The organism is Sphingobacterium ginsenosidimutans (genome assembly GCF_039536865.1).
Lineage (GTDB): Bacteria > Bacteroidota > Bacteroidia > Sphingobacteriales > Sphingobacteriaceae > Sphingobacterium > Sphingobacterium detergens.
Window position 1 is genome coordinate 224389 of sequence record NZ_BAAAZK010000005.1, and the last position, 13531, is coordinate 237919.

General features: G+C 37.9%; 16 protein-coding genes. 11 read left to right on the top strand and 5 right to left on the bottom strand.

Going from position 1 to position 13531, the window contains the following annotated elements:
* Positions 1-30 precede the first annotated feature (30 nt).
* The 6 genes from ABFX33_RS09890 (at position 31) to ABFX33_RS09915 (ending at position 3661) form a co-directional block, all read left to right on the top strand.
* Entirely contained in the window at positions 31-525 is a 495-nt protein-coding gene (locus tag ABFX33_RS09890; RefSeq protein WP_120261524.1) for a hypothetical protein, read from the top strand.
* Between the two features lie 88 nt (positions 526-613).
* Positions 614-934, top strand: coding sequence for a DUF4834 family protein (locus ABFX33_RS09895; RefSeq protein ID WP_346085837.1), 321 nt, complete (start codon positions 614-616; stop codon positions 932-934).
* A 34-nt stretch (positions 935-968) separates the two neighbouring features.
* A complete protein-coding gene (recF, locus tag ABFX33_RS09900; protein WP_346085839.1) occupies positions 969-2072 on the top strand; it encodes a DNA replication/repair protein RecF in 1104 nt (367 codons plus the stop codon).
* The gene (locus ABFX33_RS09905) at positions 2065-2394 is read left to right on the top strand and encodes a DciA family protein (protein ID WP_077437878.1); all 330 of its coding nucleotides are present in this window, start codon (positions 2065-2067) and stop codon (positions 2392-2394) included. The genes recF and ABFX33_RS09905 overlap by 8 nt, the downstream gene beginning before the upstream one ends.
* 15 nt (positions 2395-2409) lie before the next feature.
* Positions 2410-2973 (top strand): Crp/Fnr family transcriptional regulator, encoded by a 564-nt coding sequence (locus ABFX33_RS09910; RefSeq protein WP_257094011.1) that lies wholly within the window; start codon positions 2410-2412, stop codon positions 2971-2973.
* 253 nt (positions 2974-3226) lie between these two features.
* Positions 3227-3661, top strand: a complete 435-nt coding sequence (locus ABFX33_RS09915; RefSeq protein ID WP_257094009.1) for an SRPBCC domain-containing protein — start codon at positions 3227-3229, stop codon at positions 3659-3661.
* A 401-nt stretch (positions 3662-4062) separates the two neighbouring features.
* Here ABFX33_RS09915 and ABFX33_RS09920 read toward each other — a convergent pair whose 3' ends face one another.
* The 3 genes from ABFX33_RS09920 to sucC all read right to left on the bottom strand — a co-directional run bounded on the left by ABFX33_RS09920 (position 4063) and on the right by sucC (position 7739).
* Positions 4063-4683, bottom strand: a complete 621-nt coding sequence (locus ABFX33_RS09920) for an L-threonylcarbamoyladenylate synthase (RefSeq protein ID WP_120261529.1) — start codon at positions 4681-4683, stop codon at positions 4063-4065.
* A 167-nt stretch (positions 4684-4850) separates the two neighbouring features.
* A complete protein-coding gene (asnS, locus tag ABFX33_RS09925) occupies positions 4851-6296 on the bottom strand; it encodes an asparagine--tRNA ligase (RefSeq protein ID WP_346085842.1) in 1446 nt (481 codons plus the stop codon).
* Positions 6297-6545: 249 nt separating this feature from the next.
* A complete protein-coding gene (gene sucC / locus ABFX33_RS09930) occupies positions 6546-7739 on the bottom strand; it encodes an ADP-forming succinate--CoA ligase subunit beta (protein WP_120261531.1) in 1194 nt (397 codons plus the stop codon).
* Between the two features lie 172 nt (positions 7740-7911).
* Here sucC and ABFX33_RS09935 point away from each other — a divergent pair, with 172 nt between their 5' ends.
* From ABFX33_RS09935 to ABFX33_RS09950, 4 genes are all read left to right on the top strand, one after another.
* Complete coding sequence (locus tag ABFX33_RS09935) at positions 7912-8562, top strand: ABC transporter ATP-binding protein (protein ID WP_208642616.1); 651 nt, start codon at positions 7912-7914, stop codon at positions 8560-8562.
* Between the two features lie 118 nt (positions 8563-8680).
* Complete coding sequence (locus ABFX33_RS09940; protein WP_346085844.1) at positions 8681-9160, top strand: ATP-grasp domain-containing protein; 480 nt, start codon at positions 8681-8683, stop codon at positions 9158-9160.
* Positions 9161-9234: 74 nt separating this feature from the next.
* A complete protein-coding gene (locus tag ABFX33_RS09945; protein ID WP_346085846.1) occupies positions 9235-9765 on the top strand; it encodes an HAD family hydrolase in 531 nt (176 codons plus the stop codon).
* Between the two features lie 131 nt (positions 9766-9896).
* Complete coding sequence (locus tag ABFX33_RS09950) at positions 9897-10901, top strand: LacI family DNA-binding transcriptional regulator (protein WP_346085847.1); 1005 nt, start codon at positions 9897-9899, stop codon at positions 10899-10901.
* A gap of 76 nt (positions 10902-10977) precedes the next feature.
* Here ABFX33_RS09950 and lpdA read toward each other — a convergent pair whose 3' ends face one another.
* Entirely contained in the window at positions 10978-12366 is a 1389-nt protein-coding gene (gene lpdA / locus ABFX33_RS09955; RefSeq protein WP_120261535.1) for a dihydrolipoyl dehydrogenase, read from the bottom strand.
* A gap of 244 nt (positions 12367-12610) precedes the next feature.
* Here lpdA and ABFX33_RS09960 point away from each other — a divergent pair, with 244 nt between their 5' ends.
* Positions 12611-12910 carry a DUF3817 domain-containing protein gene (locus ABFX33_RS09960; RefSeq protein ID WP_257093996.1) on the top strand — a complete coding sequence of 100 codons (300 nt, stop codon included), beginning with the start codon at positions 12611-12613 and terminating at the stop codon, positions 12908-12910.
* Between the two features lie 153 nt (positions 12911-13063).
* Here the strand turns inward: ABFX33_RS09960 and ABFX33_RS09965 are convergent, their stop codons facing one another.
* Positions 13064-13468, bottom strand: coding sequence for an acyl-CoA thioesterase (locus ABFX33_RS09965; RefSeq protein WP_223583878.1), 405 nt, complete (start codon positions 13466-13468; stop codon positions 13064-13066).
* Positions 13469-13531 lie beyond the last annotated feature (63 nt).

The following is a 13531-nucleotide window of genomic DNA, read 5'->3' on the forward strand; positions in this document are numbered from 1 at the left end:
AAGTCTACTAGCTCAATACTAATAAAAGAAATGAAAGAAGGTGTACTCTATTCGGAAAATCAATATTTAGGACGTGACCGTGTTTGGATAAGCGTGCGTTTGGTACTTGTGCTATTCTGCTTTACGGCATTTTATCTAAACTTGGATCATTTGATCTCCAGTCAATTGTTTTTCATTGTCGGAGTTGGGATTATTATTACATCTATTGTGATGATGTATATGGTCTTGTTTCGAATTGAGGTATTTCAGGACCATATCTTGATCAGTGGCCTTTGGTCAACGCGCGTTGTGAAAATTGATCTGGCCTCGATCTCGAAGGTTGAAAAGGCTCCTTATAGTACATTCTTTTTTAATAATCCTGTTTATAATCTACATACCAAAGGGAAGATTAAGTTTTTTGCGGGTGGAAAAAATGCTGTATATCTAACAGATAAAGATGGATTAACTTATGTGTTGGGAACACAACGGCATGAAGAGCTATACCGCACGATCATGGAGACAAAAGGGAAATTGGGAAAGTCTTAAAATTTGTTAATATTTCTTATCTGACAATTTAAAGACAACAGTTTATCGAGTTATTGGTTAAATTTGAGAAAATAGCAACGAATTAACTATGGCATTTTTAAAATTTATACTTATTACAGTCGCTGTTTACTTTGTAGTAAGATTCTTATTCAAATTATTTTTACCGTTTGCGATGCGCAAAGCAGCTGAAAAGTTGATGAAAAAAGCGCAGGAACAGGGGGGAGCATATAGCGGACAGGGGCAAGGTGGTGCTTTCTATTACGAATTCACTGGTCAAGGACAACAAGAAAATAAAAGATCCCAACCAGAGGGTAAAATTCAGGTTGACTATATCCCACCGAAGGAAACTCCAGAGCGTAAGGGGACAGAAACAGCTGGTGAGTTTGTCGATTTTGAGGAAATAAAATAATTTTTAGCGGTCCAAATAGCGTATCTTTGTAGCTATGTGGCTCAAGCAACTTTCTGTTCTAAATTTCAAGAATTACTCGGAATCTTCATTGGAATTTCTCCCTGAAGTAAATGCTTTTACAGGGAATAATGGTGTTGGTAAAACCAATCTATTGGATGCGATCCACTACTTGTCACTTTGTAAAAGCTATTTTAATCCTATTGATTCGCAACATATCAAATCCGGTAATGATTGGTTTATGGTGCAAGGAGAATTTGATAAGGAATCGAATAGTGACGTTATTTCCTGTAGCCTAAAAAAGAATCAAAAAAAGCAGTTTAAAAAAAATAAAAAAGATTATCCTCGATTGGCTGATCATATTGGGCTTTTCCCTTTGGTCATGATATCTCCCAATGATAGCGTAATCGTCACAGACGGTAGCGAGGAACGCCGAAAGTTTGTGGATAACGTGATTTCACAAACTGACAATAAATACCTAGATACCTTAATCATCTACAACAAGTTTCTGATCCAACGAAATAGCGTGCTGAAGCAAGCTCGCCAAACCAATGTCTTGGATCTAGGTTTAATCGAAATTCTTAACTTTCAACTGGAGGAAGTAGGTAAAATTATCTTTGAAAAGAGAAGATCATTTATGGCGGAGTTCCAACCTGAATTTGATCGACATTATCAATTTCTGACCGAAGATGCTGAATCTGTCCAATTGCAGTATGAATCTCCGCTAATGTTAGATTCATTCTTGAATATCCTAGAGAAAAACCTGGAGCGTGATCGTATTCTGGAACGCACCAGTCAGGGAATTCATAAGGATGATCTGATATTTACCATTCATGGTGGAATGCCGTTAAAAAAGTTTGGTTCGCAGGGCCAACAAAAATCATTTCTCATTGCGTTGAAACTTGCTCAATATTCTTATCTACAACAGAAAAAGGGATTCAAACCTTTGTTGCTCTTGGATGATATTTTTGATAAGCTCGACGATCGCCGTACCCATAAATTAATGCAGATGGTCTCTGAGGATGATTTTGGGCAAATTTTTCTAACGGATACAGATTCGAAAAGAATTCAACGAATCTTTGACGAAATCAACCGCCCTGTTCGTATATTTGGTATCGAAGGAGGACAAGTGAATGTATAAGAAGCAACCAACGAAAAAGAGCCTAGAATTTATTCGGTCAAGCGATGATATGACCATTAAGCAGGGGGTAGAACGTCTCCTTGAAGCTTACAAGCTACGTCGAAAATTTGATGAGACCTCAATCGCTTCAGTATGGCCTCAATTGATTGGTAAAGCAATTGCCAATCGTACGCAACAGCTTTATGTACGAGACAAAAAGTTGTTTGTGCGTGTGGAGTCTGCCGTTATTAAAAACGAATTGGCTTTAATGCGTCGGCAAATCCTTGGAAGGGTAAACGAGTATGTAGGACACGTCATCATCGAAGAAGTCGTGATCTTGTAGTTTGCTTTCGTAGGTATGTTTAATCAATTGTTTGAAAACCTATTTCCTCTTCCAGAAGCCACTCAGGAGAAATTGTTCGCAAGTTTCGAACAAATTGAACTCAAAAGAGGAGATTATCTGATCAAAGAAGGGGACTATTCTTCCAATTTATTTGTTATCGAATCCGGACTGATTCGCCAATTCGCATGGAGTAAAAAAGGAGAATTTACACAGTGGATCGGTACAGCTAATCATTTCGTTACAGATCTCTCTTCTTTTATTTTTGATACCCCTTCCAAATGGAATTTTCAATGCATCAGTGACTGTCATTTGTACCGTTTACCAAAATCAGATTACCAGAAGATGGAATCTGAGGTTATTGAATGGAATAAATTTGAAAAGGCATTTTTAGCAAAATGTTTCGGAGCGATGGAGCAACGAATTTCGGATTTTATTTGTTTGACAGCAGAAGAACGTTATCAACAATATTTTGAACAACATAAATCCCTATTCCATCAAGTACCACTTCAATATATAGCCTCAGTCTTGGGTATGAGCCCCGAAACACTCAGTCGTATCCGCGCAAAAATGAGTTCTTGATAAAAGTCAAGAGCTGTCTCCATTTCTTATCCTAGTTTTGTTTTATCTCCAATAGTAAATGAGGAGCCGATGGGCTTTGAATTGGCCTAAGGCTTCTGTGTAATAAGGTATTCAATTTGAAACACTTTGTACACACTTGTTTTCTGGAGTATCGTCAATTCAATGAATCCATCATGATGTATAGCAACCGATAAGGGGTATTGGGGTAAGCATGTGGGCTTCAATATGCAGGGATATAAATATTATTGAAAAAATGAAAAAGATTGAGACAAGTATCATAATTAAAGCGACAATTGAGCAAGTATGGCAAGTGTTGACAGATTTCAAGACTTATCCAGTGTGGAGCCCAACGATTAAAAGCTTTGGACAGGAGCCTGTATTGGGACAGCGCTGTTCAGTCATGCTAGAACAACCCGATGGTTTTAAAATAAAGATGAACCCACGCTTTTTACGTATTGATTCAAACCGCGAGCTACGTTGGAAAGGTAAACTATTTATCCCTGGAATTTTTGATGGCGAACATTATTTTATATTGGAGCCAATGGAGGAGGGACAGGTTCGACTCATTCAGGGTGAGCTGTTTTCTGGTATATTAATCCCCTTCTGCGGAAAGTTATTGTTGACAACGAGGCAGGGATTTGAACTTTTTAACACAGCGTTGAAGCAACGTGTGGAGTTGGGTTGTTAACTTTCAACATTGTTATGTGAATTTGGATCTGTTATACACATCATATTTCGATGCCGAAGAGTTTTTAAGCTTGTTATAAACATTTTTATGTTGATAACCCTTTAGTTTTGCACATTTATCGTTATTTTCTAGACTTGCTTATTTACCTTATTCACATTTGCTTGTTAATAAGTGCTGGGTTATACACATTTTAGATCAATGGTTATATGTGTATGTTCCACTTATTAACATTTCAACTGTTAATAAGTGGTTATTTTTGTGGAAAAGTGAGTATTTAAGTGTCGGAAAGTAGATCTTATGCACAAAATACCAACAATCTAATCTGAGGTGATCCTTGTTGGTGTGTTAAGATATTTGTTGAAATGTTAAATAGTCTTGCACTATTTGGAGAATACTAAATTCTATAAGTATTGTTCCAGATCACCTTTTCCTTCACGAACAACATCAAAGGTTCCCTCTGTCAGGTCTACTACTGTTGAAGCGACATTGTCCCCAAAGCCTCCGTCAATAACGGCATCCACGAGATCTTGATATTTCTCATAGATCAATTCGGGATCCGTAGAGTATTCGATAATTTCGTCTTCATCGTGGATGGAAGTCGTCACAATCGGATTGCCTAATTGTTTCACAATTTCCCGAACGATGTTATTGTCTGGTACACGAATACCTACGGTTTTCTTCTTCGAACTTAATAGTTTGGGAACTTTAGTGGTCGCGTTAAAGATAAATGTAAAAGGGCCGGGTAATGCCTTCTTAAGGACACGAAAGACAGCGGTGTCGAAAGATTTGGTGTATTGTGAAATATCGGTCAGGTCGTAACAGATAAAAGATAGGTTGGCCTTATCAGGCTTTAAGCCTCTAATCTCACAGACACGTTCAATTGCCTTTTGTTGTGTAATATCACAGCCTATACCGTAAACGGTATCTGTAGGGTAAATGATTACACCACCACGCCTAAGGATATCAACGGCTTGCGCGATGGCTTTTGGATTGGGATTGTCGTTATATATTTTGATAAGCATATCTAGTCTGGTAAAATTTATAATGGCGTAGGGTGATTTTAGTTTTTAATCTGGTCACTTTCGAGCAGGAAGCGGATGATGTCAAAGCTTCAAAACTATTCTTCCACTACGTATATATTTAAAAGAACAACAGCCAAAATATTTTGTTTTGGCTGTTGTTCTTTATATTAAAATTCTGCGTTTTTCGGTGTGCGGGGGAATGGTATTACGTCGCGGATATTTGTCATTCCGGTTGTGAATAATACCAGGCGCTCAAAGCCTACACCAAATCCTGAATGTGGCACTGAACCAAAGCGGCGTGTATCCAAGAACCATTCCATTTCTGCTGCTGGTATACCTACTTCGGCCATACGTGCTAATAGACGGTCAAGATTTTCCTCACGTTGCGAACCACCGACCATTTCACCGATACCTGGGAAAAGAATATCCATGGCACGAACAGTATTACGACCCTGAGCATCAGGCTCATTCTGTTTCATGTAGAAAGATTTGATTTCTCTTGGATAATCAGTTAGGATAACAGGTTTTTTGAAGTGTTTTTCCACTAAATAGCGTTCATGTTCAGATTGCAGGTCAGCTCCCCAGTCATCAATTAGATACTTGAATTGTTTCTTCTGGTTTGGCTTACTACGTTTTAGTATTTCAACAGCGTCAGTATAAGTTACACGTTCGAAATTGTTCTCTAAGACAAAGTTTAGTTTTTCAACCAAATTTAATTCAGAACGTTCTGCTGCTGGTTTTGATTTCTCTTCTTCTAACAAACGGCTTTTCAAAAACTCAATTTCCTCAGGACAAGTTTCCAAAGCGTATTTAATCACGTATTTCAGCAAAGCTTCTGCTAAATCCATATTGTCTTCCAATTCATAGAAAGCCATTTCAGGTTCTATCATCCAGAATTCAGCCAAGTGACGTGTTGTATTTGAGTTTTCAGCTCTAAAGGTTGGTCCAAAAGTATAGATGTTCCCAAAAGCCATTGCTCCGAGTTCACCTTCCAATTGACCAGATACGGTAAGATTTGTAGATTTCCCGAAGAAATCTTCCTTGAAATCAATTTCGCCATTTTCTTTACGTGGCGGGTTGTTCAAATTTAAGGTAGTCACCTGAAACATTTCACCAGCACCTTCTGCATCAGAACCTGTGATAATCGGTGTGTGCATGTACACAAAATCATTTTCTTGGAAAAATTTATGTACAGCGAAAGCTAAGGCGTTACGTACTTTGAATACTGCATTGAATGTGCCTGTACGAAAACGTAAGTGAGCAATTTCACGTAGAAATTCTAAGCTGTGTTTTTTCGGTTGTAAAGGGTATTTTTCAGGATCTGAATCACCTATAATGCTTACTTCAGTAGCTTTAACTTCTACTTTTTGTCCTTTACCTAGCGATTCTATCAATTGACCTTTTACACGAACTGCAGCTCCGGTAGTGATACGCTTTAGGATATCTTCAGGTGTATTTTCAAAATCGACTACTGCTTGAATATTATTGATTGACGAACCGTCATTAATTGCTATAAATTGATTGTTACGGAAAGTTCTTACCCAACCTTTAACAACGACCTCTTTGCCGAATTCTGTGGCATTCAATAGTTCCTTTATTCTTGTGTGTTCCATCTTAATTTTTGGAGAATGACTTGTAAAAGATGCTTTGTTAAAAAAGCAATACAAAAATAAGCTATTCTATTGGTTTATTGGGTATAAATGTTGATTTAATTCGCTGAATGAAGGCTCAATAAGCTTCTAAACTTAATTTTTCCCGGCCACTATTTGCGTCAAACTGAGTAAAAAATAGCTGCCTTGGGGGCAAAAAAAAGCGGAACAACTGAGTTGTTCCGCTTTTAAGCTTTATGATGATTGAAGGAATTAACCTTTCAACACTTTAGTTACTAATTCAGCAGCTTCTTTCAATAAGATTGCAGAATAAACTTGTAAGCCTGATTCATCGATTAATTTTTTCGCTTCTTCAGCATTAGTACCTTGAAGACGTACGATGATAGGAACAGGAATATTACCAATTTCACTGTAAGCATCAATAACACCTTGCGCTACACGGTCACAACGAACGATACCACCGAAGATATTGATCAAAATTGCTTTTACATTAGGGTCTTTCAAAATGATATTGAAACCAGCTTTTACAGTTTCAGCATTTGCAGTACCACCAACATCTAAGAAGTTTGCAGGTTCACCACCAGCTAATTTGATGATATCCATTGTTGCCATTGCAAGACCTGCACCGTTTACCATACAACCAACGTTACCGTCAAGTTTAACATAGTTAAGGTTTGATTCACCAGCTTCAACTTCCGTTGGATCTTCTTCTGTTACATCGCGCATAGCTGCGTAATCAGGGTGACGGTACAATGCGTTCTCGTCAAGATTTACTTTGGCATCAACTGCTAAGATTTTGTCATCAGAAGTTTTTAATACCGGATTGATCTCGAACATAGAAGAGTCAGTAGAATCGTATGCTTTGTAAAGTGCAGCAACGAATTTTACCATTTCCTTGTGTGCAGCACCAGAAAGACCTAGATTAAAAGCAATTTTACGTGCTTGGAATCCTTGTAAGCCTACTTTTGGATCGATTTCTTCTTTGAAAATCAAGTGCGGTGTTTTTTCTGCAACTTCTTCAATGTCCATACCACCTTCTGTAGAGTACATAACAATGTTACGTCCTGTAGCACGGTCTAATAATACAGACATGTAGAATTCTTTTGTTTCGCTTTCACCTGGATAGTAAACGTCTTGAGCAACCAAAACTTTGTTTACTTTTTTACCTTCAGGTCCAGTTTGAGGCGTTACTAATTGCATACCAATGATGTCAGTTGCTTTTTGTTTGACTTCATCTAAGTTCTTAGCTAACTTGACACCACCACCTTTACCACGGCCACCAGCGTGAATTTGAGCTTTGACAACAACCCAGTCGGAATTGTAGTCTTCTTTCATCTTTTTAGCCGCTTCCACAGCTTGCTCTGGAGTATCTGCTACGATACCTTCCTGTACGCGCACACCAAAGCTCTTTAGTATTTGTTTTCCTTGATATTCGTGAATGTTCATTTGCAAAAATATTTGGCGTAAAAATATGTTTTTTTGAGGGATAAGACAAGCGATAAATTGCTCTTTTATCTATTTTTTGACATTTGTGAAAAATAAAATGGCTGAAATAGAGAAATAACTGCTTATTTATTCAAAGGTGTGATATCGTAAATTTATTTATCTTTGCCCTATGATGTTACAAGCCAAAGGAATTCACAAAGCTTATGGGGCATTGCCCATCTTAAAAGGCGTCGACATAACCGTGGAAAAGGGTGAAATCGTGAGTATTGTCGGAGCGTCAGGGGCAGGTAAAAGTACACTTTTGCATATTATCGGAACGTTGGACAAACCTGACCAAGGTTCGATATTTATTGATGGCGTCGATATCCATAAACTGAGTGCCAAAAAGCTGAGTGCATTTCGCAATGAGCATATTGGTTTCGTTTTTCAGTTTCATCATTTATTGCCTGAATTTACCGCATTGGAAAATGTGTGTATTCCTGCATTTATCCGCGGCCAGGGGCGAGCTGAAGCCGAAACGAAAGCGAAAGAACTATTGGAGCTACTCGGTGTTTCTCATCGTATTGATCATAAGCCTGCTGAAATGTCTGGAGGTGAACAACAACGTGTGTCTGTCGCTAGGGCGTTGATGAATGATCCTTCAATCATTTTAGCTGACGAGCCTTCAGGGAACCTGGATTCCGAAAATGCAGCGGCCTTACATCAGCTGTTTTTTGATCTTAGAAACAAATTCCAACAAACATTTATCATCGTTACCCATAATGAAGAATTGGCCCGTATATCGGATCGAACAATTCATATGCGTGACGGATTGGTGGTGTAACCTATTTCATAGGAAAGCCATTGTGCTTATAGATCGAGGTGTAGGACGAAAAGAGCCAGCCTGATTTATTGGAAGAATCTTTGAGGGCTTAGTTGCCGATGAATAACATTTTATTTTGATGAAGAAAATATTGATAACTTTCGGAACCAGACCGCTGGCAATGCGTATCGCTAGAAAACTTTCAGGTAGTTTTGAGGTTTTGTATGCGAGTTCGGAAGAGATTCCGGAATTACTTTTAAAGTCTGGGAATTATGTAGCCATTCCAAAGGGCTTGCTACCAACTTTTGCGCATGAGGTGCTAAAATTGAGTTTAGATCAAAAGGTTGATTATGTGTTACCTTTAGGCGGTTTCGAACTGGAACCATTGGCCGAAGCCAAAGTTTTATTTGATGAATATCAGATTTCAGTTCTCGTGCCAGATAAGGACATCCTTGAAACATTTTCTATCATTGAAAACCCTCCGGCTGATCTTCCTTATGTTTTGCTTTCAAAAGGCAATAATTTGTTGGGTGAGGAGATCTATGAAAGTACATTGGATGGACTTATGGTCACTTCGGATTCGGCTGAAGAGTTCGCATTAGTCTGTGTGTCGAAGTAAAATAATCCTATTCTCAATTTGGTATCTGTTGGGCATAATCTGTTCAACTTTTTTAATTTTAAGGTCTATTAGTGATGATGTTTCCAGAAGAAAAAAAAGTGTACGTCTTTGAATTGGATGATGTTCTTTTTCCGAAAAAAGACTACTTACTCCAAGTTTATTATCTCTTTGCTAACTTTATAGAATTCACGGAGACCTTCCCCCCACAGGGTGATTTGGTCAACTTTATGAAAAACCATTTGGAAAATCAGGGCGAGGAATTCCTATTTGAACATGCGCAAGCGACTTTTGGATTTGATATGAAGTACAAGGAGCATTTTGAACGACTACATGTAAATGCTGTATTACCACTTAAGTTGCATCTTTTTGACCATATTACTGCACTATTTTCGCAATTGAATGCGGAAGGTAAGGAAATATGCGTTTTGACGAAAGGGAATCCACTGGAGCAATTGAATAAGGTGAAATTTGTAGACTGGGGTGAGTTTAGCAATCGAGTGAAAATTTATTTTCAAGATGAACTTGATTTCCGGCAAATAGACCCTACTCAATTTTTAGTACAGGAATTTGCAGTGGATATCACTGCGATTCAATTTGTGGACTAAGTTTTCATTGATTATCTTTGTATTATCTACCAACAATGTTTTGACTTTAAAATATACTGAATAAACATTGTTGAAAAAAAATTATGATTAGGGATATAAAAGCCCTATTTTTATATAAAGCCCTTGGATTTATGAATAAAGTGAACAAGCCTGCCACGATTAAGGAAATTGCCAAGAAGCTGAAAATCAGTCCTTCAACGGTGTCAAGAGCATTGAATGACCATCCAAGTATTGGATTGGTAACGACAATGCGTGTAAAAAAAATGGCCGAAGAATTGAACTACGAACCCAATCAAACAGCCATTTTTTTTAAACAGCGTAAAACGTTTACCATAGCTGTGATTTTACCCAGTCTTTCAGAGCCATTTTTTTCTTTTGCAATCAGCGAAATAGAAAATGTTGCTTCGGCACAACGGTACACTGTTTTAATGGGGCAGTCGTTGGATGATCCTGATCGGGAAGAACAGATTTTAAAAACATTTAAAAATCATAGGGTAGATGGTATTTTGATGTCTATTGGTAAGAAAACGATTAATTTGGAGTTTATCGAGAAATTAGAGTCATCTGGAATCCCGGTTGTCTTTTTTGATTGTGTTCCTAGTTTACCGAATATCAATAAAGTTCAAAGCGATCTATCCACAGGAATGAATGAGGCTGTTGATGCTTTTGTTGCCCGTGGGCATAAAGTCATTGCTTTGGTCAATGGGCCAAAGACTTTGCCTGCGAGTGAGGATAGAAAAGTAGCCTATTTATCTGCAATGAAGCGAAATGGGATGGATATCTTGGAAAAAAATATTATTGAAACAGACCTGAGCACCGAAGGAAATGAGAAAGCAATGGACAGTATATTTGCGATGTCCGAAAGACCTTCAGCGATTATTTCTTTCAATGACTTTGTTACACTGGATTTGATGAAGGCAGCGCGCAACAAAGGGTTGGTTTTAAATCAAGATATCTTCTTTATTAGCTATGCTAATTATCCTCTTTGGCAATACATGGAAAACCCACCAATGGGTCGTATCGAGCAGTTTCCAGGTATGCAAGCCCGTAAGGCAGCCGAAATTCTATTTGAACGAATCGAGAATTCAGATGTAGCAGACCAACAAATTGTATTTAAGTCGAGGTTGGTAATGTAATTTTCAACCAAAAAAGTAACATAAAAAAGAGGGGAAGATCGAATGTTCTTCCCCTCTTTTTTATGTTTATATGTGACTATAAATGGATCACTTCACCGTACGCATCGGCGCATGCTTCCATGATAGCTTCACTCATTGTTGGGTGCGGATGGATTGTTTTGATCATTTCATGTCCTGTTGTTTCCAATTTACGGGCTACAACAACCTCAGCGATCATTTCAGTAACATTAGCTCCGATAAGATGTGCACCTAGGAATTCACCATATTTTGCATCAAAGATAACTTTTACGAAACCGTCTTTTGCTCCAGCTGCCGAAGCTTTCCCTGAAGCAGAGAATGGGAATTTACCTACTTTAACTTCATATCCAGCTTCTTTAGCTGCTTTTTCAGTATAACCAACAGACGCTATCTCTGGAGAACAATAAGTACATCCAGGGATGTTGTTGTAATCAATAGGTTCTACATGAAGACCTTTGATTTTTTCAACACAAGTAATACCTTCTGCCGAAGCAACGTGCGCTAAAGCTTGACCCTTAACGATATCACCGATAGCGTATACACCTTCAATATTTGTTTTGTAGAAATCGTCTACGACAACACGGCCACGATCAGTTTTTACACCAACCTCTTCCAAGCCTATGTTTTCGATATTAGGAGCAATACCTACTGCAGATAATACAACTTCTGCTTCGATTACTTCAACACCTTTTTCAGTTTTAATAGAAACCTTGCTCAATTCTCCAGATGTGTCAACAGATTGAACTTCTGATTTAGTAAGGATATTAATACCTTGTTTCTTTAAGCTTTTTTCTAGTTGTTTTGAGATTTCTTCATCTTCAACTGGAACGATTCTATCCATAAACTCAACGATAGTCACTTTTGTTCCAATTGCATTATAGAAATAAGCAAATTCAACACCGATGGCACCAGAACCAACAACAACTAAAGATTTTGGTTGTTTAGGTAATGTCATTGCTTGGCGGTAACCAACAATCTTTTTGCCATCTTGTGGTAAGTTAGGCAACTCACGTGAACGTGCACCTGTCGCCAAGATGGTATGTTTTGCTGCATATTCTTTGGTAGAACCGTCTGCGCCTTTTACATCGATCTTACCACCTTTTTTAATTTTTGCAGTTCCATTGATGACATCAATTTTATTCTTTTTCATCAAGAACTGAATACCTTTACTCATTCCTTCAGCTACGCCGCGGCTTCTTTTGACGATAGCTTCGAAATCAGCCTCACCACCTTGAACATTGATGCCGTAATCTGCGGCATGGTTTAAATATTCAAATACTTGAGCACTTTTCAATAATGCTTTTGTAGGGATACAGCCCCAGTTTAGACAAATTCCGCCTAATGATTCGCGTTCAATAATCGCTGTTTTGAACCCTAACTGAGCGGCTCTAATGGCAGCAACATACCCGCCTGGACCACTACCGATTACAATGATGTCGTAATTCATATAAATAAATATTCTGTAGTTGAGTGTTATAGCTTCAAATACCAAGGTACCGAACCTTATATTCATTCAAAAGTACGTATTTTTTCTGATGAATATGAACTATTTATTGTAAAATTGGCGGTTTTTGATAAAACAATGTCAATGTATTCGGGATAATGTCACGACTCGGTAAAAGGGTAAAAAATAATGGGGCAACCGTATTTAGAGTCTTATTTTTGAAGTTCACAATACTCAGTTTATCATTATGTTAAGAATATTTAGACAGATTGCGTTGTGGGAGGCTATTTCCACGATTTGCTTGTTTTTTATTGCAATGCCCTTGAAATATTTCGCTGGAATACCAGAGGCTGTGAAGATTGCGGGATCCATTCATGGCTTTTTTGTCGTTATATTCGTTGTGATGCTCATCATGTCTACTGTCGAATATAAATGGCCTATTTTAAAAGCTATAAAGTACTTTTTGGCTTCTTTGGTTCCAATCCTGGGATTTTGGGTGGAGCTGGATCTAAAGAAGGAAATCGAGGGCAAAAGACAAAAATCGTAATAGTGAGATATTTGCATAGAGATTCCAAAAGTGTGAGCCCATGGCTTAGAAAGTTAAGCTTTCCGCATGGTGCTTGATAATTTGTGATCGCAAATTTCCAAACAGAGCTTTATAAAAAACACCTATTTAATATCAAAGGAACAGGGGAGATGTTTAGTCATCTCGCCCTGTTTTCTCGATGCCCATATAAGCATACGTTATACTATCTTTTCCATGTGGGGTGGGATTTCCGTCCTCGTCCAAATTGACAAACACTAATTTGTCGATGGATAGGATTGTTTTCTTTGAAATTTTATTTCTGACCTCACAACGCATCGTCAATGACGTTGTTCCGAAATTGATCGCTTCAATACCTAATTCTAAAATATCCCCCTGTTTGGCTGAATTTACAAAGTTTATTTCGGATATAAACTTTGTAACCACTTTAGGATTTCCCAATTGTACAATAGCGTAAATAACCGCTTCTTCATCTATCCAACGCAAAAGTGTTCCGCCGAACAATGTTCCATTGGGGTTAAGGTCTTCGGGTTTGACCCATTTTCTTGTATAAAAATTCATCTGATATAGGTATTTATGACAAAGGGGAAAAGTTTCCTTTTCCCCTTAGGTTTATTCTGTTTA